General features: G+C 42.0%; 26 protein-coding genes. 7 read left to right on the top strand and 19 right to left on the bottom strand.

Annotated elements, in window-relative coordinates; translation table 11 throughout:
- The first annotated feature begins 4 nt into the window (after nt 1-4).
- Nucleotides 5-2,059, top strand: coding sequence for a potassium-transporting ATPase subunit KdpB (gene kdpB, locus Q0081_RS11445; protein ID WP_298352993.1), 2,055 nt, complete (start codon nt 5-7; stop codon nt 2,057-2,059).
- Between the two features lie 4 nt (nt 2,060-2,063).
- Here kdpB and Q0081_RS11440 read toward each other — a convergent pair whose 3' ends face one another.
- Both Q0081_RS11440 and Q0081_RS11435 read right to left on the bottom strand, forming a co-directional pair.
- On the bottom strand, nt 2,064-2,321 hold the full coding sequence (locus Q0081_RS11440) for a Txe/YoeB family addiction module toxin (protein ID WP_298352991.1): 258 nt from the start codon (nt 2,319-2,321) through the stop codon (nt 2,064-2,066).
- 3 nt (nt 2,322-2,324) lie between these two features.
- Nucleotides 2,325-2,582, bottom strand: a complete 258-nt coding sequence (locus Q0081_RS11435; RefSeq protein WP_298352989.1) for a hypothetical protein — start codon at nt 2,580-2,582, stop codon at nt 2,325-2,327.
- 33 nt (nt 2,583-2,615) lie between these two features.
- On the opposite strand from Q0081_RS11435, the gene Q0081_RS11430 reads away from it, so the two are divergent.
- The 4 genes from Q0081_RS11430 to Q0081_RS11415 all read left to right on the top strand — a co-directional run bounded on the left by Q0081_RS11430 (nt 2,616) and on the right by Q0081_RS11415 (nt 7,179).
- Nucleotides 2,616-3,179, top strand: coding sequence for a K(+)-transporting ATPase subunit C (locus Q0081_RS11430; protein WP_298352986.1), 564 nt, complete (start codon nt 2,616-2,618; stop codon nt 3,177-3,179).
- 62 nt (nt 3,180-3,241) lie between these two features.
- Entirely contained in the window at nt 3,242-4,318 is a 1,077-nt protein-coding gene (locus Q0081_RS11425; RefSeq protein WP_298352983.1) for a porin, read from the top strand.
- A 16-nt stretch (nt 4,319-4,334) separates the two neighbouring features.
- Nucleotides 4,335-5,462 carry a sensor protein KdpD gene (locus Q0081_RS11420; RefSeq protein WP_298352980.1) on the top strand — a complete coding sequence of 376 codons (1,128 nt, stop codon included), beginning with the start codon at nt 4,335-4,337 and terminating at the stop codon, nt 5,460-5,462.
- Between the two features lie 19 nt (nt 5,463-5,481).
- A complete protein-coding gene (locus Q0081_RS11415; RefSeq protein ID WP_298352977.1) occupies nt 5,482-7,179 on the top strand; it encodes an ATP-binding protein in 1,698 nt (565 codons plus the stop codon).
- Between the two features lie 75 nt (nt 7,180-7,254).
- Here Q0081_RS11415 and Q0081_RS11410 read toward each other — a convergent pair whose 3' ends face one another.
- Together Q0081_RS11410 and Q0081_RS11405 are read right to left on the bottom strand one after the other, a co-directional pair.
- Nucleotides 7,255-7,962 carry a hypothetical protein gene (locus Q0081_RS11410; RefSeq protein ID WP_298352974.1) on the bottom strand — a complete coding sequence of 236 codons (708 nt, stop codon included), beginning with the start codon at nt 7,960-7,962 and terminating at the stop codon, nt 7,255-7,257.
- A gap of 6 nt (nt 7,963-7,968) precedes the next feature.
- The gene (locus Q0081_RS11405; protein WP_298352972.1) at nt 7,969-8,955 is read right to left on the bottom strand and encodes a Gfo/Idh/MocA family protein; all 987 of its coding nucleotides are present in this window, start codon (nt 8,953-8,955) and stop codon (nt 7,969-7,971) included.
- 181 nt (nt 8,956-9,136) lie between these two features.
- Here Q0081_RS11405 and Q0081_RS11400 point away from each other — a divergent pair, with 181 nt between their 5' ends.
- Entirely contained in the window at nt 9,137-10,492 is a 1,356-nt protein-coding gene (locus Q0081_RS11400) for an ATP-binding protein (RefSeq protein ID WP_298352970.1), read from the top strand.
- Between the two features lie 19 nt (nt 10,493-10,511).
- Here the strand turns inward: Q0081_RS11400 and Q0081_RS11395 are convergent, their stop codons facing one another.
- The 8 genes from Q0081_RS11395 to Q0081_RS11360 all read right to left on the bottom strand — a co-directional run bounded on the left by Q0081_RS11395 (nt 10,512) and on the right by Q0081_RS11360 (nt 17,101).
- Entirely contained in the window at nt 10,512-11,216 is a 705-nt protein-coding gene (locus Q0081_RS11395; RefSeq protein WP_298352968.1) for an HNH endonuclease, read from the bottom strand.
- A 132-nt stretch (nt 11,217-11,348) separates the two neighbouring features.
- Nucleotides 11,349-11,882 carry a protoporphyrinogen oxidase HemJ gene (hemJ, locus tag Q0081_RS11390; protein ID WP_298352965.1) on the bottom strand — a complete coding sequence of 178 codons (534 nt, stop codon included), beginning with the start codon at nt 11,880-11,882 and terminating at the stop codon, nt 11,349-11,351.
- A gap of 97 nt (nt 11,883-11,979) precedes the next feature.
- On the bottom strand, nt 11,980-13,440 hold the full coding sequence (locus tag Q0081_RS11385) for a lytic transglycosylase domain-containing protein (protein WP_298352962.1): 1,461 nt from the start codon (nt 13,438-13,440) through the stop codon (nt 11,980-11,982).
- Between the two features lie 81 nt (nt 13,441-13,521).
- Nucleotides 13,522-14,988 (bottom strand): Asp-tRNA(Asn)/Glu-tRNA(Gln) amidotransferase subunit GatA, encoded by a 1,467-nt coding sequence (gene gatA / locus Q0081_RS11380; protein WP_298352959.1) that lies wholly within the window; start codon nt 14,986-14,988, stop codon nt 13,522-13,524.
- 172 nt (nt 14,989-15,160) lie between these two features.
- The gene (locus Q0081_RS11375; protein WP_298352956.1) at nt 15,161-15,361 is read right to left on the bottom strand and encodes a twin-arginine translocase TatA/TatE family subunit; all 201 of its coding nucleotides are present in this window, start codon (nt 15,359-15,361) and stop codon (nt 15,161-15,163) included.
- A 178-nt stretch (nt 15,362-15,539) separates the two neighbouring features.
- The gene (locus Q0081_RS11370; RefSeq protein WP_298352953.1) at nt 15,540-15,980 is read right to left on the bottom strand and encodes a YkvA family protein; all 441 of its coding nucleotides are present in this window, start codon (nt 15,978-15,980) and stop codon (nt 15,540-15,542) included.
- Between the two features lie 84 nt (nt 15,981-16,064).
- Nucleotides 16,065-16,595: a YfiT family bacillithiol transferase gene (locus Q0081_RS11365; protein WP_298352950.1), complete on the bottom strand. Its 531-nt coding sequence runs from the start codon at nt 16,593-16,595 to the stop codon at nt 16,065-16,067.
- Nucleotides 16,595-17,101 (bottom strand): phosphoheptose isomerase, encoded by a 507-nt coding sequence (locus tag Q0081_RS11360; RefSeq protein ID WP_298352948.1) that lies wholly within the window; start codon nt 17,099-17,101, stop codon nt 16,595-16,597. Before Q0081_RS11360 ends, Q0081_RS11365 begins: the two co-directional genes overlap by 1 nt.
- 85 nt (nt 17,102-17,186) lie before the next feature.
- On the opposite strand from Q0081_RS11360, the gene Q0081_RS11355 reads away from it, so the two are divergent.
- Complete coding sequence (locus Q0081_RS11355; RefSeq protein WP_298352946.1) at nt 17,187-18,038, top strand: UDP-2,3-diacylglucosamine diphosphatase; 852 nt, start codon at nt 17,187-17,189, stop codon at nt 18,036-18,038.
- 13 nt (nt 18,039-18,051) lie between these two features.
- Here the strand turns inward: Q0081_RS11355 and Q0081_RS11350 are convergent, their stop codons facing one another.
- The 7 genes from Q0081_RS11350 to rimP form a co-directional block, all read right to left on the bottom strand.
- Nucleotides 18,052-18,780, bottom strand: coding sequence for a carboxypeptidase-like regulatory domain-containing protein (locus tag Q0081_RS11350; protein WP_298352944.1), 729 nt, complete (start codon nt 18,778-18,780; stop codon nt 18,052-18,054).
- Nucleotides 18,781-18,838: 58 nt separating this feature from the next.
- The gene (locus Q0081_RS11345) at nt 18,839-19,672 is read right to left on the bottom strand and encodes a phosphatidate cytidylyltransferase (RefSeq protein WP_298352941.1); all 834 of its coding nucleotides are present in this window, start codon (nt 19,670-19,672) and stop codon (nt 18,839-18,841) included.
- The gene (locus Q0081_RS11340; protein ID WP_298352938.1) at nt 19,653-19,865 is read right to left on the bottom strand and encodes a DUF2007 domain-containing protein; all 213 of its coding nucleotides are present in this window, start codon (nt 19,863-19,865) and stop codon (nt 19,653-19,655) included. The genes Q0081_RS11345 and Q0081_RS11340 overlap by 20 nt, the downstream gene beginning before the upstream one ends.
- Nucleotides 19,855-20,820 (bottom strand): CPBP family intramembrane glutamic endopeptidase, encoded by a 966-nt coding sequence (locus Q0081_RS11335; RefSeq protein ID WP_298352936.1) that lies wholly within the window; start codon nt 20,818-20,820, stop codon nt 19,855-19,857. The genes Q0081_RS11340 and Q0081_RS11335 overlap by 11 nt, the downstream gene beginning before the upstream one ends.
- A 183-nt stretch (nt 20,821-21,003) precedes the next feature.
- Entirely contained in the window at nt 21,004-24,294 is a 3,291-nt protein-coding gene (gene infB / locus Q0081_RS11330) for a translation initiation factor IF-2 (protein WP_298352934.1), read from the bottom strand.
- A gap of 169 nt (nt 24,295-24,463) precedes the next feature.
- Nucleotides 24,464-25,708: a transcription termination factor NusA gene (nusA, locus tag Q0081_RS11325; protein WP_298352931.1), complete on the bottom strand. Its 1,245-nt coding sequence runs from the start codon at nt 25,706-25,708 to the stop codon at nt 24,464-24,466.
- Between the two features lie 84 nt (nt 25,709-25,792).
- The gene (rimP, locus tag Q0081_RS11320) at nt 25,793-26,260 is read right to left on the bottom strand and encodes a ribosome maturation factor RimP (protein WP_298352929.1); all 468 of its coding nucleotides are present in this window, start codon (nt 26,258-26,260) and stop codon (nt 25,793-25,795) included.
- Between the last annotated feature and the right edge of the window lie 58 nt (nt 26,261-26,318).

The raw sequence follows: 26,318 nt of genomic DNA, 5'->3' as shown, positions 1-26,318 counted from the left end.
AAATATGAAACGTTCTCAATCCACTTCTCTCTTTCAGGGAGGTATGGCCAAAACAGCTCTAATAGAGTCGTTTGTCAAATTAAATCCTACGGTAATGTACCGTAATCCCGTTATGTTTACGGTTGAAATCGGAACAGCGGTGATGTTCTTCGTGTGTCTCCAAATTGCTTTTGGCGGCGATACTACTCAAGGAAGTCTGGCCTATAACTTGGTCATCTTCATTGTGTTATTTCTTACTTTACTTTTTGCCAATTTTGCCGAAGCACTGGCCGAAGCCCGCGGTAAAGCCCAAGCCGACAGTCTGCGTAAAACCCGCGAAGAAACCCCGGCCAAAGTCATTAGAACGCTTGGTAACTTAAAAGTAAACGAACTTCAAACCATTCCTTCGTCTCAACTTCAAAAAGGAGACATATTTGTATGCGACGCGGGTGATCTTATTCCGACCGACGGCGAAATTATCGAAGGTTTAGCAACCATTGACGAATCGGCCATAACGGGTGAATCCGCTCCAGTAATCCGCGAAGCCGGTGGCGATAAGTCGTCGGTGACGGGAGGTACCAAAGTGCTTTCAGACCACATCAAAGTAAAAGTAACGACCCAACCCGGTGAGAGTTTTCTCGATAAAATGATTGCCTTGGTGGAAGGCGCTTCGCGTCAGAAAACACCAAACGAGATTGCTTTAACTATCTTATTGGCAGGCTTTACGCTTATTTTCGTCATCGTCTGCGTTACACTCAAGCCCTTTGCCGATTACGCCAATACCCCCATTGCCATTTCGGCGTTCATTTCGCTATTTGTCTGTTTGATTCCAACAACCATTGGTGGTTTACTTTCCGCCATCGGGATTGCAGGAATGGACCGCGCCCTACGGGCCAACGTGATTACCAAATCAGGAAAGGCCGTTGAAACCGCAGGCGATATTGACACCCTACTTTTAGACAAAACAGGAACCATCACCATCGGAAACCGCAAGGCCACGCATTTTTGGCCAACGGCGGGCATCAGTCAGGATCGGTTTATTACTTCTGCGCTGTTTTCATCGTTGGCCGATGATACGCCCGAGGGAAAATCAATTCTTGAGTTGGGGCAGCAAAAAGGGCAAAAACTTCCTGCCATGCCCCAAAACGCCGAAATGATAAAGTTCACCGCCGAAACGCGTTCATCGGGTGTCAATTTGCCCAATCACGTCCAGATTCGGAAAGGCGCTCAGGATTCAATTAGAAATATGGTCGAACGGGCAGGGAACGAATTCCCGAAAGACACTGCCGAACAAGTTCGGGTCATTGCCACGAATGGCGGTACGCCGCTGGTCGTATCTGAAAATGATAAAGTGTTGGGAGTGATTGAATTACAGGATGTTATCAAACCCGGTATTCAGGAACGTTTTGAGCGTCTGCGTAAAATGGGCGTAAAAACAGTAATGGTGACGGGTGACAATCCACTGACGGCCAAATACATTGCCAACGTAGCCGGTGTGGATGATTTTATCGCAGAAGCGAAGCCGGAAGATAAAATGAACTATATCAAAGCCGAACAGGCAAGCGGCAAACTCGTAGCCATGATGGGCGATGGTACCAACGACGCCCCTGCCTTAGCCCAAGCCGATGTAGGTGTCGCAATGAACAGCGGAACGCAGGCCGCCAAAGAAGCGGGCAACATGGTGGATTTGGACAACGACCCCACCAAACTCATTGAAATTGTGGAAATTGGCAAACAGTTGTTGATGACGCGCGGTACACTCACTACCTTTTCCATTGCCAACGACGTCGCCAAGTATTTTGCCATCGTTCCGGCCCTGTTTATGACTTCCATTCCCGCCTTGCAATCACTCAATATCATGCACTTGGCCAGTCCCGAAAGTGCGATTTTATCAGCAGTGATTTTCAACGCAATTATTATTCCTATGTTGATTCCGTTGGCGCTCAAAGGGGTAGCATATAAGCCCATTGGAGCAAGTGCATTATTACGTCGAAACTTGCTGATTTATGGCTTGGGAGGTTTGATTGTGCCTTTTATTGGTATTAAACTAATTGATTTACTGGTAGGGAGCCTGTTTTAAATAATCAATAATGACCATGACAACTTACGACAGACACTTTTTCATTATCAACTTTATAAATCAAACGATGTTCGCCGTTGATTCTCCTGCTCCAATAACCCGACCAATTTCCTTTCAATGGTTCAGGTTTACCCAGACCTTTAAACGGGTCACGAGTAATATCAATAATCAGGTCATTAATTTTGTTAAAAATTTCGCGGTTTTCATACGACCACTCGACATAGTCTTTGTAAGCATCGGCCTCAAAATAAATATTCCGCATGAATTAGAGCGATTTGGATAGTTTGACAAACTCATCAAAAGAAAACGAAACTACATTTTCCCCTTTTTCAATGTTACCAATCGCTTTATCCAGTCGCGCTTTGTATTGCTCCTGAGTTTCGGAACGTAAAAATGAGGCTGAGGGTTTTTCTGCCACTTGAATGGTGATTTCGTAATTGTCGTTTCCCTTTAAAAAGTGTTGCAATTTTTCCAAAAAGCTCGCATTTAGTTCTGAAGGACGCACTTTAATGATCGTTTCCATATCAAATTTTATTTTCTCAAAGTTACACAAAAAATGAAAACACACATTGTTCCCGCCATACTGATGACGCTCGCTACGTTTGTATTGTTAGTAGTCATTTACCCTCTGATTGTCTGGGGATTTGCTCAATTTGCTCCTGAAAATGGCCGCGGCGAAACCGTTGCTGTTAATGGCAAAGTCGTAGGTTTTGCCAAAGTCGGTCAGAAATTTACAGAAGATAAGTACTTTTGGTCGCGCCCATCGGCGGTAGAATACAATGCCGCCGGTTCGGGTGGCTCTAACAAAGGCCCTTCCAATCCTGATTATTTGGCACAAGTTCAGGCTCGGATTGATACGTTTTTAGTACATAACCCAACCGTCCAAAAATCAGACATTCCTTCTGAACTCGTCACCGCTTCGGGTAGCGGTCTTGATCCTGATTTATCGCCCCAAGGTGCTGAAGTTCAAGTGGCCAGAATTGCAAAGGTCAGAAACCTGCCCAAAGGGAAAGTCAAAGAATTGGTTAAAACCCATACCGAAGGGCCTTTTTTAGGCTTATTCGGTCCCTCAAAAGTGAACATCCTGGCCTTAAATATCGCCTTGGATAACTTGAAGTAATTTTAAGTAACCAATAGGCGAATATATCTCGATTGCTTTTATTCCACAGATCAGAAAGTACCATGAAAAAGTCAGTAAACACCACCTTAGCCTGTGTGCTGTGCATACCTTTAGTGGCTCAAACCACCGATTCCACCGCAAAACTTACCGTAAGCGGCTACGTAGAAGGCTATTACAGTTATGATTTCAATCAACCAGCAACAAATGACCGACCGCCGTTTGTGTACAGTCATAATCGACACAATGAATTTAACGTCAATCTGGGTTTTATCAAAGCCGCTTATGCCGACGAACGCATTCGTGGAAATGTAGCCCTGATGGTCGGTACGTACGCCAATGCCAACTTAGCCGCCGAACCGGGAACATTGCGTAACATTTTTGAAGCCAATGCAGGAATCAAACTCTCAAAAACGAAAAATGTATGGCTTGATGCGGGTGTTTTTGCCTCACATATCGGTTTTGAGAGCGCCATATCAAAAGATTGTTGGACACTTACCCGCAGTCTCATGGCCGACAATACGCCTTACTACGAAACAGGAGCCAAAATCGGTTATACATCCGACAATGAAAAATGGTTCTTATCGGGTTTGGTCCTCAACGGTTGGCAACAAATGCGGCGGACCGATGGCAATACGCGGTTGGCAGTGGGTACTCAAATCACGTTTAAACCTACGGGCAAAGTTACGCTAAACTCAAGTACGTTTTTGGGAGGCAGGCCTGACAATTCCAATCGAACTCGTTTTTTTCATAACCTCTACGGCATATTTCAACTATCTGAAAAATTGGGACTTACTGCCGACTTTGATTATGGCGTGGACCAACGGCAAACGGGGTCATCGACCTACGATGCCTGGGCAAGTTGGGTGGCAATTTTAAAATACCAATTGAGTTCAAAAGTGGGCGTTGCGGGGCGTATTGAAAATTATACCGACAGGAAAGGATTGGTCATTGCCACACCTACCCCAAAGGGCTTCCAAACCACGGGCTACTCCGTTAATCTTGATTACGCACCTATTTCCAATGCCCTATGGCGTATTGAAGCCCGTCGTATAAATAGTAAGGACGCTGTTTTTGAAAAAGAAGGTCAACCGACAAACCATACTTTTACTCTAACCACTTCTCTGGCGATCTCATTTTAAATCAAACTATTTGTCTATGCCTGAGCAAACCGAACAAAACGCCCAATATTTCCTCGATTTGATTAAGAAATCAAAGCGGGGGAAATTTAAAGTCTATATTGGTATGAGTGCGGGCGTAGGCAAAACGTACCGAATGTTGCAGGAAGCCCACTCGCTTCTTCGCAACGGCGTGGACATCAAAATCGGCTTTGTTGAAACCCACCGCCGCGCCGATACTCACGCGTTGCTGGAAGGCTTGCCGCTCATTCCGCACCGTACGGTTTTTTATCGGGGAAAAGAACTGGAAGAAATGGATTTGCAGGCCATTTTGAACCTTCACCCGGAAGTGGTAATTGTGGACGAATTGGCGCACAGCAACATTCAGGGTTCAAAAAACGAGAAGCGCTGGCAGGATGTAATTGACATTTTAGATGCGGGAATCAACGTAATTTCAGCCGTTAATATTCAGCATCTCGAAAGTCTAAACCATGATGTTTTTCGAATTACAGGCATCGAAGTTAAAGAGACAGTGCCTGACAGCTTATTGCAGCAAGCCGATGAAGTGGTTAACATTGACCTTACCGCCGCTGAGCTTATTACCCGTCTGAAAGAAGGAAAAATCTATGACCGTACTAAGATTGAAACGGCGCTTACTAATTTTTTTAAGTCGGACAAAATCTTACAGCTTCGCGAATTGGCGCTGAAAGAAGTGGCGTCGCAGGTGGAGCGGAAAGTAGAGCTGGAAGTACCGAGAAATACAACGTTCAGAGCAGAACGATTTGTAGCCTGCATTAGCTCCAACCATGAAATTGCAAAAAAAATCCTGAGGAAGACCGCTCGTTTGGCCAGTTATTACCAAGGGAAATGGTATGTACTGTACGTTCAAACTTCAGGAGAAGATACCGATAAAATCGGATTGACCACTCAGCGCCATTTAATCAATAATTTTAAATTGGCCACTGAACTAGGCGCGGAAGTAATCAGAGTGAAGAGCGATGAAGTGGCGCAAACCATTTTTGATACGGCCCAAAAGCACAACATTACCACCGTTTGTATCGGCAAACCGCACGGTAATTTTTGGAAAAACTTAACAGGCAATTCGCTGTTTTTTAGACTTTTGCGAAAAGTCTCCGATACAGACATTGATTTAGTAGTGATAAGTTAAAGAACTATTGGGTAGGGTCATGAAACTAAAAACCAAACTTCGTTTAGCGCTTACCTTTTTGTTTGCGGTGATATTATTGCTCGGCACTTTAGGAGCGTGGTATCTCAAAAAACTCTCCAACGAAGCACAGGAGATTTTGAAAGACAATTACATCTCCTTGGAGTATGTTCGCAATATGCGGAACGTAATTGATGAAAACGCGTGGAAAAATGAAGACGTACTTCTGTTTGAAAATAACCTTCTGAAACAGGAGCAAAACCTGACTGAAGTGGGGGAATCTGAAGCTACTCAACAGCTCCGAAGCCACTTCAATGCGTTCAGACAAACTCGCGACAGTAGCCGAATTTATCTCATCAACAAACAGTTAGCTAAAATTTCCGATGTAAATATGCAGGCTATTGTGCGCAAAAATGCACAGGTCAAAAAAACAGCCGATGAAGTGTACTCTTACATGGTGCTTATTGCTACGATATGTGCCTTGGTAGCCTTCTCGTTTATAATCAATTTTCCGCGTACCATTTCCGAGCCTATCCAACAGCTCACCGAAGGTTTGCGCGAAATCACCCGTAAAAATTACGAATCACGTTTGGGCGTGGATCGTAAAGACGAATTTGGTGAAATGGCACAAGCCTTCAACCAAATGGCCCGGAAATTGGATGAGTACGAGCACAGCAATCTCGCGCGGATGATTTTTGAAAAACGCCGCACCGAGACCATCATTAACCAAATGAATGACGCGATTGTAGGGCTGGACGAAAACAGCAACATCCTGTTTATCAATTCAGTAGCTTCCGAAATATTGGGATTGGATATTCGCCAAATTATAGGTCGTTACGCTCCAGACATTGCCTTAAAAAATGATTTATTGCGTACCTTGCTCAACGATGAACCTTCCGCCAAACCTCTCAAGATTTTTGCCAATGAACGTGAAAGCTATTTTACCAAAGAAACGTTTGAGGTAAAAAATGAGGATCAACGCATCGGACGGGTTATAATTTTGAAAAATATTACTCCTTTTCATGACCTGGACGAAGCCAAGACCAATTTTATTGCCACGGTTTCGCATGAGTTAAAAACGCCAATTTCCAGCATTAAAATGAGTTTGAAACTCTTACAGGACGAACGAGTGGGGGCTTTGAATGAAGAACAAAAAAACCTGTTGACCCACATCCGCGACGACAGCCAACGGCTACTCAATATCACGGGCGAATTGCTTGATTTATCGCAGGTTGAAACGGGTAATATTCAGCTTAATTTGATAGCGGTTGCACCTCACGAACTCGTCGAAATGTCCCTTAACGCTGTACGATTTGTGGCCGAACAAAAACAGATTGCATTACAAATCAACCTCCCTCCTACTTTACCGGCAATTCAGGCTGATTTAGACAAAACGGCTTGGGTATTGATGAATTTTCTTTCCAATGCCATTCGCCACAGCCCTGAAAAGTCCGTTATCGAAATCTCTGCAAAGATAGATGAAGGGAAAAAACAGGTTGAATTTTCGGTAAAAGATGAAGGGAAAGGCATTGAGAGTAAATACCAACAACGCATCTTTGACCGGTATTTTCAAGTACCTACCAACGGCCAATCCAAGACAGGAACAGGGCTTGGATTGGCGATTTCCAAAGAATTTATTGACGCTCAAAATGGACACATCGGCGTTGAAAGCGAATTGGGCAGCGGCAGTCGTTTTTGGTTTCAGTTGCCCATGGCTTAAATCAAAATGCTCGTAATGCTCATCGGGATTTGTAATCCTGATGAAATCTGACCACAGATTTACAATCTGTACCTATCACCTCCAAAGCCGCCGAATTGCCGCCAAATGCGAAAACAACACTACAGGTACCACAAAACCTGGAAGCCAAATAAACGTCGGTTTCAAAACGCCGACATTGGGTTGCTCAAAGGCCAATTGTTGAAATGGAAACGGAGCCGACAATACCGCAGTCGTCACGATATTAATCAATAAACCTAAGGCAAAAATATTCCACCACAACAATGCCTTCGATGACCATTTCTTTTGGCGAAAAACCATAAATACCATCATTGGAGCAGTCAACCCGGCCAAAATATCCCAATTCCGCCCTTCAAACGTCATGATTTGCGGAATCTGTCCGACTACAAACAATTGAAATAATAAGAGTTCAACCCCAATCCGTATCGTATGTACCCAAGTCAGGTGACGAAGCGATAAACCTTCCATAAATTGTCGCCCTTTACGTGACACGAATACTCCTCCAATGAAAATGAAAGGAGGCAGCACGGCAACTAAAAATCGCGGCGGCACGGCCTGTAATTCCAGAAAAAATGAATTTTGAGCCAAAACATAAAGTAAACATAGCCACAGCAGACATCCTAAAAAGATGAAAGGCATTTTCTTTTTAGCAACACTACGAACGGCATAGTAAATACCTACAACGAGTAAAACTACCAATAAAGCAAAACAGGCCGAAAGCAAGGTAGGAATGGGTACATAAAGATAGCGCAAATCAGGCTGCATAATTTTTTAAAGGATTTTATCAAAATCTTTATAAATCAACCCAATCTCCTGTCTTACTGCATCCAGCAGAGCAATCAAATTCATACTGTCTCTCAAAGTCCAACTATCACTTTCCAATTTACCCTCTGCCAAACACGCATTCACCTCTTCTATTTCATATTGATACCCCCACGTCGGACGGTCAAAAGGAAATGTTTCGGTCGTTTCATCGTCGTAAGTGACCGTCACAGACTTGCTTTCGTGCCAACGTGAAGCAATGGCAATGCTTCCTTTTTCGCCGTATATAAAGGCCTCACAGGGCGTATTGGCCATAAAAGTACAATCCAGAAAGGCAAACTTTTCATCCGTATACGTCAGCGTCATTCCGGTAGATTCATCCACTTTGGTAACTCCAAAAATGGCCTGAGCGGTGATTTTGGTTGGTTTTCCTAAAATAAGGTAAGACAGGAACAACGGATAAATGCCAATATCTAACAGTGCTCCGCCGCCTAAGTCTTTATTAAAAGTACGTTTATCTACATCATACGGTGCTTTAAAACCAAAATCCGCTTTCACTCCCAATACTTTCCCAATCGCCCCCGACGCAATGATTTCAAGCGTTTTAAGGGTTGTAGGCAAAAAACGAGTCCACAATGCCTCCATCAAAAACACGTTTTTTCCGCGGGCTACGTGAATCATCTCACTTACCTGAGCGGTATTCATAGCAAAGGGTTTTTCACACAAAACAGGAATACCAGCGTTGAGACAAAGAAGGGTATGTTCAAAATGCCCAATGTGCGGTGAAGCAATATAAACCGCATCCAATTCGGGACATTGGATGATTTCTTCGTAACTACCGTAGGTATATTCAGCGCCATATTCGCGGGCAAACAGTTGCGCCCGCCCCAGATCTCGTGACGCCACCGCCATTAGCCTAGCGTCAGCTACCTGCATCAAATCCTGAGCAAATTTATGCGCAATGCGCCCTGGTCCGATAATTCCCCAACGTGTCATGATATTTCTAATTTGAGTTTAGACAAAGTAACTATTTACAGCGCGCATCTGCTAAAAAAGGGTCAGATTTATCGCAATATTTTCTAAAAGTAATCAATTACCCTAATTTCATTACAAATTTTCATAATATTTACCCTAATTTTGTTACATAAAAAAGTATTTTTTACCCTAATTCTGTGTCATGTTTCAAAGAAAACTACTGAAAGAGTTAACTGATTGGATGAAAAAGCCCGCTCGTAAACCTCTGGTTTTGAGAGGAGCAAGACAGGTGGGAAAGACTACGGTTGTTAATCAATTTGCTCAACAATTTTCCCAATACATTTATCTGAATTTGGAACTGCCTGAAGACCGCCTGCCTTTTGACAATTTCAGTTCAATTGAACTATTATTACAAACCTTATTTTTCGCAAAAAATCAGTTAATAAGCAAAAAAGAACAAACGTTACTATTTATAGATGAGATTCAGGCCGTTCCTAAAGCGCTCCAAATTCTTCGATTTTTTTATGAATCCGCTCCCGAAATAGCAGTCATTGCGGCAGGCAGTATGCTTGAAACACTTTTTGATAAGCACATAAGTTTTCCGGTAGGAAGAGTAGAATACAAAGTAGTAAGACCCGCTTCGTTTCCCGAGTTTTTAGCAGCAATAAACGAAAAAACCGCGCTCGAACAACTCGAAAATGTGCCGATTCCAAGTTTTGCTCACATCAAAATGCGGCAGCTTTTTCATCAATATGCATTAATTGGCGGGATGCCCGAAGTAGTACAGCATTATAGTCAGTTTAGAGATTTAACAGCCCTATCGCCTATTTATGACGCCCTTCTTACGTCTTACTCAGATGATGTAGAGAAATACGCGCATTCAGGAAGTCAGACTCAGCACATCCGACATGCCATGAGTGCGGCTTTCGGGCAAGCCGGCAAACGCATCAAGTTTGAAGGGTTTGGCAATTCTCCTTACAAATCAAGAGAAATGGGCGAAGCATTACGAACCTTAGAAAAAGCTTTATTGGTGCAATTGATTTATCCCGAAACGTCTGCCATTTTACCTTTTAATCCGGACCTTAAAAAATCTCCTCGCTTACAGGTGCTTGATACGGGACTGATGAATTATTTGGCGGGAATTCAAATAGATATACTTGGAACAACCGATTTGAACAGTGTATATCAGGGGACAATGATTGAACATTTAATTGGGCAGGAGATTTTGTCCAAACAATACTTAGCATTAGGTAGCCTGCATTTTTGGGTCAAGGAAAAAAATAGCTCGACTGCCGAAATTGATTTCCTATATCCCTATCAGGGAAAATTGATACCCATCGAAGTAAAATCAGGTACAGACGGGCGTTTAAAATCCCTGCATCAGTTTATGGATTTAGCACCTCATACCATGGCGGTACGGTTTTATGCTGGAGAAGTAACCATTACAAATAGTAGTTCCATTGAAGGCAAGCCCTATTATTTGCTGAATTTACCTTACTATTTAGCTACTCAAATTGACAACTATTTGGATTGGTTTCAAACCCAAATTGGGCTGTAGAAGACAAGTTTTGGAAACTTTAATTATTCCGTTTACTAAAAACGGTATCTAAATGAAACTGTAAGAATTCTTTCTTAGGCAGATACCTTATGGGAAGCAGTAACTTTTTATTCTCTAATTCAGCGAAGTATTTTTGGTAGTAATCTTTATTGGCATTCATTTTTAAGTCTTTAGAAATAACCACCGAAAACTGTTCAGTGATTCCTATCAATCCCTTGTCAAAAGCTTTGTCATAAAGACTGGAAAGGCAAATTCCATTTTCAGGATTCAACCTTTCATTTTCATTAACCGCCCATGGAATAATATGACTTGCTACTAACAAATCCGGAATATCAATGTTAGAAACCGCACATTTTGTTGAATAATTTGACAAAACAATCTGCCTAAATACATTCTGATTGATTCGCATTTTGACTTCTCGAATCTTTGTTTCTCCTTTCAGGTCTTTAATATCTCTAAACAGTCCCTCAAATTTTTCTTCAAGGGTCAAATTCTCTTTTTCGGCTAAAATTCGCTCACTTTCAAACAGTAAACTTTCCCTATTTTCAACAAATTCATCCCAAATCGGTTGGCATTGCTTTCGGCCGCCATCCATTCCTTTTATTCCTCTTGCCTGATGATAGGGGTCAACAGCTGCAAAATTAGTGAGTCTGATAGCCACAGCATTAGCCGTTCTTCCAATCAACTTGGCAAGGCGAATTACATCAGAATTTCGGCTGTCCATTTTACCAAAAGGTAATTTCAGGTACAAATTAAGAGCCAATATCAATTCATCCTTTGTCCAAAGATTTACAGCCATTTAATTACCAAATTATGGTTTCGAGAGAAAATTTTAGGCAAATAAAGTCAAAGCCGTCTACCCCTCCCGCCGCTTTCGATACGCTTTGGCAAATACAAACAGCAATACCCCAAAGACCAATACCCCACCGAAAGCGTATAAGAAATTGAGCATGTCTCTTAAAACAGCAAGCAGAACAATACTTAATAGAAAGAGCGTAGGGAGCTCATTGAGAAGACGAAACTGAAAGGAATCAAAGGGTTTTTCGCCTTTTTCCAGTTTGATAATAATACGTTTACACCAAATATGATAAACCGTCAGCAAAATAAGAAGTGAGAATTTAGCTTGGAACCAGCCCATCTGCCAATAGCTGGGGTTCAAGAAAGTCATGATAAGCCCACATGTCCAAGTGAGCATCATGGCAGGATTACAAATAATTTTGTAAACACGCCATTCCATGAGCCCAAATTGCTCTTTAAAGGGCTGCCGTAAATGTTCCGGTTTTTGGTCAGCTTCTGCGTGATATACAAATATCCGAACTAAGTAAAACAAGCCTGCAAACCAAGCTACGGCTCCCACAATGTGGAAGGCTTTGAAGTAAAAAAGAGCCATTGATAATGAGTTATCCGTTAATAGTTATCGGTGTATTTGAAAATGCATAAATGAGGTCTGATAACGTTTAACGGATAACCAATAACGTTCTGAATTGTTATCCAACAATCAATTTTTGTCCTTTCCGTACAGTATTACCTCTAAGTCGATTTATTTTTTTGAGACGGTTGATGTTGATGCCGTACCGTTCTGCTATTGTAGAAAGCGTATCTCCCGACTGAACCTGGTGATAACGCATTTTTATTTTACCTTTTGCTTTAGCAGGGGCAAGATTAGCTAAAACGGCTTTGTTCGACTCTTTATAAATCACCAGTTTCTTTCCGCGTATCACCGTATTGCTCCGCATCCGATTCCAGCGCTTCAAGTCGTAGGTATCTACTCCGTAACGATTCGCTATTCTTCCCAGTGTCTCCCCTTTGCGTACCGTATGGTACATTTTCTTGGTTTGACGCGTGATAATTGTCTCGGGGTCATCATTTTCATCACCTGCCGCTACAAGCCCACCTACCTTTTTGATAGCCAAAGCACTGTCAGTACCGTCTTCTTCGTTAGAAGCTAAAGCCAATTGGGATTGGAAGGGTGACTTAGCCGCAGAATCCCAAATAGCCAAACGATTTTCCTTCAAATATTCAAAATCATGGCTTGGTACTCGAAGCACATAATCTTTTACGTACGAAGGCAATTCTGTATTAATCAGTTGAGGATTAAGTTTGTAGAGTTCCTCAAAAGTGATGTTACTTAATTTGGCAAACGTATGCAGGTTGAAATAGCCCGAAATCTGAACTGTATCTGAGAGAGTGGGATAATCAGGGGTTTCGGCAAAAATACCATGATCCGCGTGGTAATGCATCATGTAGGTCATCGCTACAAATTGCGGCACATAATGACGGGTTTGCTTAGGAAGAAAATTATAAATTCCCCAAAACGTACTTGAACCCGAGCGGCGCATTGCTCTTTTCACGTTCCCCGGGCCTACGTTGTAGGCCGCTAATGCCATTTCCCAATCGCCAAACGCTTTGTGAAGTCTTTTTAAATAACGGCAAGCAGCATCGGTAGCTTTTACGGGATCAAAACGTTCATCGATGTAATCGTCCTGCTTCATTCCATATTCACGCCCTGTAGCAGGCATAAATTGCCACAAGCCTCCCGCTCCTGCGTACGAAATAATTCGTGGGTTCAGCCCTGATTCAATCAACGACAGGAATTTCAGTTCCTTGGGCATATCGTACTTTTCGAGCATTTGTTCGTAAAGTGGGAAGAACAAATTCATTTGTTCCAGCATTCGTTTTACGAAACTGGGCTTGCGATAAATGAAGTATTCAACAAACTGATGCGTAACTTTATGATAACGTAATGGAATCTCACTCTCCAACTTCGCCAAGCGCTCTCTTATCAATGCCTCAGGTACGGTCGAGTCAGCCATGATTTCGACTTGTACCAATTCTTCTACACTGCTGGTGTCTATTTCTACCTCTTGCGTACGGGCGAACTCGGTTGCTCCAATCAAAAATAGTCCCGACAACATCCCTACGCTCACAATTCGCTTCAATTCCATCATTGTTTTGTTGTTTTCTCGTTAGGTTTTACATTTTACAATGAGTTTTCAATGGCTATAGTAAAAGGAAAAATTCCTATTCAATTAAAACGAAGAATCAACACCTACCTGTGTTCCTTCGATTACATATTTAGAAAATGCCAACAGTTCAGCTTCACCAAAAGGTTTACCTATCATTTGCAATCCCATCGACATTCCTTGGGTATCTGTTCCGTTAGGTATCGAAATCGCGGGATTTCCTACCACATTGGCCTGAACTGTAAATATATCTGCCAAATACATCTGCAACGGGTCTTCGGTCTTATCACCAATCGGAAAAGCCGTTGTAGGCGTTGTGGGCATCACTAAAAAATCATATTTTTCAAAAAGTCGGTCCGTTTGTTCTTTCATCAAACGTCGTACTTTTTGGGCTTTGGTATAATACGCATCATAATAGCTGGCACTCAACACAAACGTACCCAACATAATCCGACGTTTTACTTCACTCCCAAAACCTACACTACGTGATTTCTTGTATAAAGACATCAAATCATTTGCTTTACTACTCCGATGACCATAACGAACCCCATCAAATCGGGAAAGATTTGAACTTGATTCTGCCGTTGTTAAAATGTAGTAAGTAGGTAAAATATAAGGCAGTAAATCAAAGTCGACTGCCTCTACAACGTGACCCTGCTCGCGTAGCCAATCCAATTTTGACTGCATAGCCTGCTTAATTTCAGGTTGAAGGGCTTCACTTTCTACCCCTTCACGCAAGTATCCGATACATAAGTTAGCTTGTGAAGATTGAGAAGAAGCTATAAGAAGTGAATAAGAGGGAACTGATTGTTGTGAAACTGTACTGTCAAATTCATCAGGACCTGCCATAATTTCAAGCAACAAAGCAGCATCTTCCACGCTTTTTGTAATGGGGCCGATACAGTCAAACGAAGAACCATAGGCAATCAATCCCCAACGGGAAATACGTCCGTAAGTTGGTTTTAAACCGACCAAGCCACAAAAGGCTGCCGGCTGACGTACTGAACCTCCTGTATCAGAGCCGAGCGATGCCAAACACATATCTGCCTGTACTGCCACTGCCGAGCCACCTGAGGAACCACCCGGCACCCGCGAAATATCGGCGGCATTGCGTACTGCACCAAAAGCCGAATTCTCGTTGGAAGACCCCATTGCAAACTCATCGCAATTTTGGCGTCCAATGATAATTGCATCCTCATCCAATACCCGTTGCACTGCCGTGGCCGTGAACTGAGATACAAAGCCATCTAAAATTTTACTCCCTGCCTGCAGACCATGATCTTTATAACACAATACGTCTTTTATTCCTATGACCATGCCAGCCAGCCGTCCTGCCGTTCCTGCCGCTATCTTTTGGTCTATTTCATCTGCTCTTTGAAGTGCTTCCTCATCATAAACTGCCAAAAAAGCATTTAGTACCGCATTTTTCTCTCCAATATTCTCCAGATAATACGCCACCAGCTGACGACACGTAACCGCACCGACTCGAAGGTCTGCCTGTACTTCACTAAGAGAGGAATAATTATAGTTCACAATAAAAGGGTTTCAACCAATGCAGGTTGACGTTAAAACAGGAATGGTACAAAATAAAAAATCCGCAGTAGTCTTTCGGCTACTGCTGATTCTGATTGAAATTAAGAAAGATTACAATCCTACTGCACTATCATCTATCCGGGATAGTCAATTAGAATCCATTTTAAAAGAATTAACGAGTCTCGTCCAATCCTTTTTCGATACTGTCCTTCACCTCTTTAGAAGCATCTTTAAACTCGCGAATACCTTTCCCTAAGCCTTTCATAAGTTCAGGGATTTTTTTCGCGCCAAAAAGGAGCAATACAATCAGGCCAATTAGAATGACTTCCTGTCCTCCTAAACCTAAAATCAAAAAAATCGAAAGCATATTCATTGGAAAATTCAGTTAGTGATTATTTATTTATCCGTTGTTTGAAAATAGGTATCTATCTACCAACAACTAATTAGTACATCAATAAAACGAAATAAGGCCAACGTCTACCTTATCTTTTTTAATTTTAACCCTTTTTTAAGGTTTTACTCTGCAAAAATAACAACTATTTCGCAGAATATCAGTCAATGGAGACAGTATTTCGCTCCGTATCCCATTGACGAAACGCATTTAAGTCATCAGCAATGGCATTGAAAAGCCAAACGACCAAAGCGATATCGTCTGTAAATCCAATCACAGGCAACAAATCGGGGATCACATCTATAGGCGAAAGAAAATATACTAAAACTGCAATAATTCGCGTAAGCGTTTTCCAAGGCACGGTTCGATACTCTCCTTTTACGTACGCCTTTAACAGGCGTGCCAATAAAGCAATTTTTTCACGAAATGCGTCGTACCCTGCTCCTTTCAGGGCATTGGTCTTATTAAGGACATCACGTAAAAGCTGCATAAGACTACCCGTATTGCGGGCATAACGACTGGCTTTCCCCGTAGCACTTTTAAAAAAAACGGACTTTAATACCCGCATAAGGATATTATCAGATGTAGATGCAGAAGGCATTATTACAATTTAAATTAATGGTTAATAGCTTAACGTAAAACCAAACAAAAAGATTTGCTGACCGCTGAATATTCCTAATTGGCCTTATATCCAACCTTGTCGGATACAAAGTTGATGGATGTGCTCATAGTGATGTTCGCTGTGCCAGGCATACATCGCCACCACTTGATGTAAAGGATAAACCAATTTACTTTCGGGATGGAAATAAGTGCGCTCTAAATCTGCCTCCGTAAGAGAATTCAACAACATCACCCAGCGTAAATGAACGTATTTGAGTAATTGAAGCGACCAATCCACCGGGGCAGCTTTCCCGTCCGCAAGTTCGGCCCATAGCGCTTCCTCATAAGGCTTTATATTGGGATTATCTTCTGTTAGAGCCAACTTAAAACGGATATAGGCATTCATGTGGCTGTCAGCTATGTGGTGAACCGTTTGGAGAACGGTCCAGCCTTCAGGGCGATAGGGAGTTTCCAACTGCGCCTCCGTCAATACATTGACGATATTAAACAGCTTAGAAGGTAAAGCACTTATGGTTTGAATTTGGGCCTGAGTTTCGGCTTTACTGTACGTTTTGCCAAACTCAAAACGTCCAACGGGGTATTTTAAATTTTCCATTATCTTCCAAAATCATCTTGTACGCGTACAATATCATCTTCATTCGAAGGGTTTTCTGGGTCAGTATGTTGCCAAATCTCAGCCAAAACACCCCATTCAGTAAGCCCTACCAAACGGTGGCGCTCCCCTTGACGGAGTGTAATTAATTCTCCGGGCTGATACGTTTTCACTTGCGTTTCTTCGTCTGTATCGCTTGTTACCACGCCTACAATTCCCGAAACTACCCGCCAAATTTCCGCACGACGGTGATGATACTGCCACGAAAGCCGCTTTTCGGGTGCTACAACCAAAATTTTGGGACTCAATTTTTGAGTAATCTGAAGACTTGATAGCTCAACTGTCGGAAAATAAGTAGATGCAAACTGAGGGGTTTGAGATTCGTCCAATACAAAAAAACCTCCCCAAGGGCGAGTTTGATCTTGATTTACAACCTTAAATCCTTGTTCACCCAATTGAGCGGCTATTTTTTCAAATATTTCTGACTTAGTGAGAATAGGTGTTTCCATGAAAATTTGCTTGTGTGAGTCGTAAAATTAGGAAAAATCTTGTAAAGTAATCTCCGTATTTTTGTCCGAATTTCAAAAGCCTCTCATGTCATTTCAACAATTAGAAGTAACACTTTTACCGGAAAAGAAAATTTATTTTGCTTCCGATTTTCATCTTGGTGCCCCCAATCATACTGAAAGTTTGAAACGTGAACGCAGATTAGTACGCTGGTTGGAATCCATTCGCCACGACGCTCAGATGATTTGCTTAGTAGGAGATTTATTTGATTTTTGGTACGAACACAAACGAGTGGTTCCTCGCGGTTTTGTACGTTTTTTGGGGAAATTAGGAGAACTTACCGATGCCGGGATAGAAATCATTGTCTTTCCAGGCAACCATGATATGTGGATGACTGATTATTTCGAAAAAGAACTCAATATAAAGACGTTCCGAAGACCGTTAGAGTTTACAGTTCACAGTTCACAGTCTAAAGTTTACAGTTTACAGTTTACAGAAAACCCTGAACAGTCAACAACTCAAACCATAAACATTTTAATCGCACACGGAGACGGATTAGGGCCGGGCGATTACAACTATAAATTACTCCAAAAGGTATTTGAGAGTAAATTGGCGCGTTGGGCATTTGGGAATTTAATGCATCCCGATTGGGCGCTTTGGTTAGGGCAATCCTGGGCCCAGCACAGTTGGAAGAAACACGACAAAGAAGCACAACCCGTCTTTCTTGGCGAAGACAAGGAATGGCTGTTACTGTACGCTAAAGAGGAAGAAAGTAAAAAGCACCGTGATTTTTACATTTTTGGCCACCGGCACATAGAATTTGACCAAGCAGTCAATAGTGAAAGTCGAATGCTGATTCTTGGCGATTGGATAAACTACAATACGTTTGCGGTGTTTGATGGCACTGCGATGGCGTTAAAAAACTACATTGAGTATTAAAAAGTGCCGATTACTATTTTTTCAAAATATCCTGACGTGAAATATTTTCGCGGGGAGCCTGTTTAAGAATTTCGCGGTATTCTTTCTTTTTCAAATCTCCATTTTTGACCGACTTAATGAAACTCGCCCACGCAAATGGATTTAAAAAGGGCATAGTAGTTGTAAAGCTTCGGTTGGCGGCATTTTCCCGGCCAAATATCTGCTGATCCATGAAGTTTCGATAATTCCCTGCGGCACTCAAAGGCGTAGCAGCCGCCATTTGCATCAACAATTCCTGACGGGTGTTCCTTTCCAAATTGTCGCGCTCAAATTCATCAGGCAATTTCATAGATATAAATGCCTTCTTAAACTCCTCTTCCGTCGCATAAGGGTATACTTTCACCTCTGCCAACGTTTTAACATCTTCCTTCATCAAAATAATGGCCGAATAAGACTCTTCCATGTGTCGTTTTGGAATGATATGGTATTGCTTTTGGTAACCCAAATAACTGAAAACCACACTATCTCCCGGAAAAACGGGCAAAGCAAAATACCCCTCTATGTCGGCAAGTGTACCTCGTCCCGCACGAGGAATTAAGATATAGGCTTTTCCAAGAGTCTGAGTTCCTTTTACACCCACTACCCGCCCCGTAAACATGATGCTTTTCACCTGCCCCTGTGCCTGTACTTCCTGCAAGGCCAAGGCACTAATCAGTAAGACTGTTACCCAAGTGAAAAGACTGTATGTAATTTTTTGTTGCATAATCTACTTTTGAAATTGACAGGTAACGGTATCTTTCTTATAAAGTCTAACTTGTATCTTACGAAAAAATTTTAACAAACGTCACAATAAAAGGGGTAGAAAGTAATAATCCATCAAATCGGTCCAGAAATCCACCATGTCCGGGAATTGTACTGCCTGAATCTTTGATAGCGATACTGCGTTTAAATAGTGACTCAACCAAATCTCCCAAAGTACCTGATACGACCATCAACGCTCCAATACAGTACCATTCCCAGGGGCGGTGAGTCTTAAAATAAACTCCTAATATAAAGGCGATTATGGCTGCAAATAAAGCCCCTCCCGCAGCTCCTTCCCACGATTTTTTAGGCGATACCCGTTCAAATAATTTACGCTTTCCGAAATAAGTACCGGCAAAGTAGGCTCCTATATCCGTAGCCCAAAGCAGAAATAAACATCCAAGTACGATTTCATAATTGTATATACCTCCTCGCATAGCCAACACACTCAAAAGTGAAAAAGGAAGAGCAACGTAAATAATACCCAAAAATGTAAAGGCAATATTCTGAAATGGTTTAAGGTCTCGTTTTTTATATAGCTTAATAAAAAATATCATAGTCACTAATGGACTGATTAAGAAGTAGTTTTGAAAACTTATTACTTCTTTTTCAATCAAAAAAGTAATGATATTAATAAAAACGCCACACATAGTTCCATAATAAGTAAGCGGTTGATTTCCATCCAAACCAAGCAGTTTATAAAACTCCAATTGCGTCAGTACGCTGATGGCACAAAAGAGTACTATAAACGTCCATTCGCTGTAGAGAATCGCAGATAAAATAATGGCTACGCCAAAAATGGCAGCAATAATACGTTGTTGAAGATTGGAAAGATTATTCAAAGGAGATTTCATTCACTACAATTGTTTTAGCAATGATAGCATCTTTCACAGGAACATACAACTCGTATTTTCCAAAATGATAACTGCTGTCCTGTTTATTGATGATAACCGCAGAAAATCCTTGCTGCTCTAAGTAATCTCGGACGATTTCGGCGCGGTGTTGAAAGCTCGTTTCAAAGATTTTTTCCCAATTATCAAATACCATTGATTGCAGCGCTACGTTGGGAAATCATTTTTAGATTAAGAAGTAATCCGGCGGTAAGCGCTAATGAAATCAAGGCGACTATCCACGAAACAGCAGAATCGGACTTCTCAATATCAAAATTAATTACCTGTTGATGAGATAAAAACACAATCACGACGGTGGCTGCATTGTTTATAAAATGGGCAAAAATAGGAGTCCATAAATTTCGTGTCCAAGCATACATATATCCAAACATAGCTCCCAAAAGCATTCTTGGTACAAATCCATAGAATTGCAGGTGAATAGCGCTGAACAAGGCCGCTGTTGCCCAGATAGAGGCGTGCATATCACCGATTTTATGGAATATCTTTCGTTGAATAATGCCTCTGAACAGCACTTCTTCCCCAACAGCCGGTATAATAGCAATGACCACCAAAGCCACTATTAACTCTGCTCCAGTACTGAAATTGGTTAAAAACCGTGTCATAGTAGCCAACTCATCTTCTTTACGAAGCATCCATTCCTCAATTCGTTGCAAACCTTGCGGCAAATGAAGATTTCCATTCCATTCAATAATCCAGCTGTTGAATGGCATAAATACCAAAACAATTAAGAGGGCAATTGCGAGAAGCAAATAGGAAGGTAAAGGTCGACGCACAAATTCTTCGACTCGATGCTGCTCTGACCAACGCCAATAGATCACGCCCGGAATCAAAAAAGTAAAAAGATGAGAAATCGCCTGTAACAACATCAAATACCACCAGGAATTTGGGAACTGTTGAGGGTTTTGGAGCATTTGAGAAACATCTTCTAAACCCATCCCTCCCTGCGGCATACTCAATGCCATGATAGCTGCCATAGCCAGTAGATTACCCAATGACATACCTAACAATACTAATCCAAGCAGCAACATCACGTTACGCCACGGGGGGCGTTGTGGGATACTATGTGCAATATCAGAATGAATTTCTTCCACGGGTTAGGTTAAAAACTAATACAAATATAACATTCCCTGCAAAAATATGACAACCTATTCCATTTTAGTGTCAAATTTAATGAGCAACAATAGTGTTTCAAAAGTAGTTTAAAAAAGATGCTCATAAATCAAACAAGCTTTTGGGGTCTCCAAAAGCCTGTTTGATTTATGAATAGTTGATGACTAAAGTGTCCGTTTAACTTCCTTCATTTCAAAGCTTTCAATAATATCTCCTATTTGAATATCATTTAAACCTTTGATACTGACACCGAATTCAAATCCTGATTTCACTTCATTAACGTCATCTTTGTAGCGTTTAAGCTGCGAAATTTCGCCTTCGTGCACAACAATAAAATCACGTATCACCCGAACTTTATTATTTCGTTTAATGATACCATCTGTGACGTAAGAACCAGCAACGGTACCGATTTTGCTAATCTTAAAGACCTCACGTACTTCCGCATTTCCGACGATTGCTTCTTCCATCGTTGGTTCCAACATACCTAACATGGCGTCTTTGACCTCATTGATGGCATCGTAAATGACCGAGTAAAGACGAATCTCTATTTGCTCCTGCTCAGCCAATTTCTTAGCATTATTTGAAGGTCTCACTTGGAAACCTACAATGATGGCATCAGAAGCTATCGCCAAATTGACATCAGATTCGGCAATTTGTCCAACGGCCTTATTGATAATATTGACCTGAACTTCTTCAGTCGAAAGTTTAAGCAACGAATCTGAAAGGGCTTCTACTGAACCATCCACATCACCTTTGATGATAATGTTTAGTTCTTTGAACGTTCCAATTGCCTTACGACGTCCAATTTCTTCTAAGGTAATGTGCTTACGAGTACGGATTGTTTGCTCACGCATGATTTGCTCACGCTTATTCGCAATTTCGCGGGCTTCGCGTTCGTTCTCCATTACATTGAACTTATCTCCCGCTTGTGGCGCTCCATTTAAGCCCAACAGCTGTACGGGAGTAGATGGTCTTGCCTCTTTGAGACGAGTGCCTGTAGCATCAAACATTGCTTTAGCACGTCCATAGTGCGCTCCGGCGATGATAACATCCCCTACTTTCAGCGTACCTGTTTGTACCAAAATTGTTGCCAGATAACCTCGGCCCTTATCAAGTGAAGCTTCGATTACTGTACCCGAAGCACGACGATTAGGATTAGCTTTTAATTCCAGTAATTCTGCTTCAAGCAATACTTTTTCGAGTAACTCAGCAATACCTACTCCGGACTTAGAAGAAATTTCCTGCGTTTGGTATTTTCCTCCCCATTCTTCTACCAGAATGTTCATGTTTGCCAAAGCTTCACGAATTTTTTCAGTATTAGCACCTGGCTTATCTATTTTACTAAAGGCGAATACAATAGGAACTCCCGCATTCTGAGCATGATTGATTGCTTCACGGGTTTGAGGCATGATTGAGTCATCGGCCGCAATTACGATGATAACTACGTCAGTCACTTTAGCTCCCCGAGCACGCATGGCTGTAAAGGCTTCGTGACCCGGCGTATCCAAGAAAGCAATTCGGCGACCGCCTTCTGTTTTAACACTATAAGCACCAATGTGCTGGGTAATGCCCCCCGCTTCACCCGCAGCAACGCGAGTACGACGGATATAGTCAAGTAACGATGTTTTACCATGGTCAACGTGACCCATAATAGTCACAATAGGCGCTCGCTCCAAAAGATCTTCTTCGGCATCTTCCTCTAATACAACATCGCCCTGAATTTCTTCTTCGGCTGAGATAAATGAGACTTCAAAACCAAATTCGTCGGCAATAAGCGAAATACTTTCTGCATCCAAACGTTGGTTGATAGAGACAAACATCCCCATGCTTAAACACACAGATATAACTTCCTGCACAGAAGAGTCCATCAGAGAAGCAAGTTCATTTGCCGAGATAAACTCAGTTACTTTGAGCACTTTTGCATCCTCCTGCTCTTGCATTAAGCGTCCTTCTTCGGCCTCAGCACGCACTTTACGACGTTCACGTCGTTTATCCGCGCCAAAGTTTTTACCTCTCGTTCCTCCACTCAAGCGGGCATTAGTCGCCTTTATTGAATCTGCAACTTCTTTCTGCGTAATTTCGTCTTTTCGCTCACGTCGGTTATTGTTTCCACCTTTTTTGTTCGCTCCACCACCTCCGGTAGTTGTAGCTGGTTTCTTTGCATTTGCATTGTTATTAGCGGCATTCGCATTAGTACCCGTGGCAGGAGTAGTATTAGAAACAGGATGTGCAGGAGTAACAGGTCTTGAATTACCTCCATCACGGGGAGCGTTCGCTGGCTTATCGCCAGGTCTTGCCCCTCTGTTAGCAGGTGCATTCTCTATTACTTTCTCTCCTTTACGAACTCGCTTACGTTTACGTTTTTTATCTTTATCCCTATTAGCGGCGCTATTGTCATTACTGCGGCGTTCTGTAGGGAGTTCAATTTTTCCTAAAATTGTCAACCCTTTCAACGGATCTGCTTTTGCTTCAATCAGCATAGGCTCCACCTCTGGCTCAACTACTGGCACTTCTTTCGGTGGCTCAGGCTTTCTTTGAGCAGGCGGGGTCGGTTGTTGCGGCCTTGAATTCCTATTGGCAGGCTGTTGTTCCTGCTGCGGTCTGAAACCTTCTTCTCTGCGGGGAGGTCTTTGCTCCCGAGATTCTGGTCTGTTCTCCACAATTTTATTTTCTACAACAGGTACTTTAATCGGTTCCGGTTTGGGTTCTTCTTTAGGTACTTCCACAACTTTAGGTGCTTCCACAGCAGGCGCAGAAATCTCTTCTACAAGTGTCGCAACTTTTTCTACAGGCTTTGGCTGCGGCAGCTCTACCACCGGTTTTGGTAATTCCTCCGCAGGTTTTACTTCCTGTTTAGGCTCAGGCACAGGGGTTGGTTTGACTTCAACCACAGGTGTCGACACTGGTTGCACGACTGCAACTACTTCTGGAACAATTTCTTTGGTCGTTTCAATTACAGGAACTACCAGAGGTTCTATTTTCTTTTCTTCAACCACAGCAGGCACCACAGGTTTTGGTATTTCCGCAGGTTTGGGGGCAGGTGGAGGCGAAACGATTTTGGGAGCATCCAAATCAATTTTACCAACTACTTTTAAACCAATAGGTGATGTTTCAGCATGTTCAGACTCCTTTCCGACCGGTTCAGGCTGTGGCTCTGCAACAGTGGGTTTTGTATTGACAGCAGCGGCCTGTGAAGTACGGAAATACAATACAGGGCTATCATCAGGCTTAGATTGAGGCACGGCTACTTCTTCTTTTTTGGGTGTGCCTCCCCCCAATAACGCCTCAGCCCTGAATTCCTTTGCTAAGAATTCAAGCTGTTCTGCGTTCAATTTGGTATTGGGATTGTTGTCCACCTTATACCCTTTTGCCGCTAAAATACTCGCTACCGCAGCGTGGTTACGGTTGAGTATTCGAGCCGCTTGGCTAAGGCGCATACTTTTTTCTTCCGACATATTGGAAATGTTCGTACCGAAGTACGGGTTATTGGTTATTCGTTATTTGGGAAAAACCTTAAAAATTAGTCCAAAGATACAGATTTATTTATCAACAATGGACATATATACAACTAAACAAGGCTTAAAACCACGTTAGTATTGGGCATTTTAAGTTTCAATACTCCTTTTATTCAAACTCTCGACGCAAAATTTCTAAGATTTCATCCACTGTCTCTTCTTCAAGGTCTGTACGGCGAATCAGTTCTTCCTTGCTGATGCTAATCACTTGTTTAGCGGTATCCAAACCAATTTTACGGAATTCCTCAATCATCCATTCGTCAATCTCATCCGTAAATTCGCTCAAATCAACATCTTCTTCGTCTTCCTGACCTTCTACATCACGGAATACATCTATCTCCATTCCTACCAAACGGCCCGCCAATTTAATATTCTGACCTCCTTTACCAATTGCTAAAGATACTTGGTCAGGTTTTAAATAAACCGATACTCGTTTCGTCTCGCGGTCTATCACCATGGAAGTGATTTTGGCAGGACTCAGTGCCCGTTGGATAAGCAATTCAAGATTCTCGGTATAATTGATAACATCAATATTCTCGTTGTTCAATTCCCGCACAATTGTGTGTATCCGCGAACCTTTCATCCCTACACAGGCTCCTACCGGATCAATGCGATCATCGTAAGATTCTACGGCTACTTTCGCTCTTTCTCCCGGCTCCCGAACAATCTTACGAATATTAATAAGTCCGTCATAAATTTCGGGAATTTCCGTTTCAAACAATCTTTCCAAAAATACCGGTGACGTACGTGAAAGCGTAATGCGAGGCGTACCGTTGTTTAATTCAACTTTATGAATTACTACTTTTACGGGTTCTCCTTTACGGTACTTGTCCTTAAAAATTTGTTCCTGTTTTGGCAATACAAGTTCGTTTCCTTCCGAGTCTAAACAGATAATCTCATTTTTGAGCATCTGATACACATCTACCGTGAGAAGGTCGCCAACCATGTCTTTGTATTTGATATACAACAACTCTTTTTCCAAATCTTTGATTTTTTGAATCAACGTTTGGCGAGCAGTCTGCACCATACGACGTCCGAAGTCTTCCAACTTTACTTCTTCAGCCACTTCTTCCCCAACTTCAAAGTCATCCTGAATTTTATGGGCTTCGGTCAAAGGAATTTTATCGGGTTCCCAAATATCTTCTGAATTGTCGTCTACAATCTCACGAGTACGCCACATTTCAAGATCACCGCTATCGGGGTTGATAATGACGTCAAAATTGGTATCTGTACCATATTTTTTACGAATCATCGTGCGAAACACTTCCTCCAGGACTTTGATGATCGTTGGACGATCAATGTTTTTGGAGCGAGCAAACTCGGCAAACGATTCTATTAATACTACACTATCCATTTTCTTACGAAAGAGTTAATAGTTATTTGTTAACGATACACCGCGGTCGCGACGATCCGCCGTTGCGGTTATTAATGCTTTATTTTAAAACTTTATCTGTACTTCTACTTTGGAAATATCAGCGTATGCAAAGAACAGCTCAACAGGTAATTGGTCTTTTTTCTTCTTTTTTACTTCTTCCAGCAACATAAATCCCTCCTCCGTCGCCGATTGAAGTTGCCCTTTTTTCTCTATTCCATCTTTCAATACAATTCGTAATGTACGGCCAATATTTTTGCGAAACTGACGCGGCATGGCCAATGGATAATCTACTCCTGGCGACGAAACTTCAAGTGTATATGCGTGAGGGATCAATTCTTCGGCTTCAATCAAATCATCTAATTTGCGGCTAATCTCAGCACATTCATCAATACTTATTCCGGCATCGCTGTCTATCAATACAGTTACTTTCGGCCTGATTTTGGAAGGTGATACCTGTACTTCAACTATGAAAAAGGTATCATCTTCCAAAAGCGTGGAAAGTAAAGCGATGATTTTTTCTTTTACGTTCATTTTTTGCCAACAAAAAAGGGGAATTTGACTCCCCTCAATAATCATCCATCATACAATT

The organism is Runella sp. (genome assembly GCF_027484545.1).
Classification (GTDB): Bacteria; Bacteroidota; Bacteroidia; order Cytophagales; family Spirosomataceae; genus Runella.
Note: the sequence above shows the minus strand (reverse complement) of the source record. Positions and strands in the feature narration are given on the sequence as shown.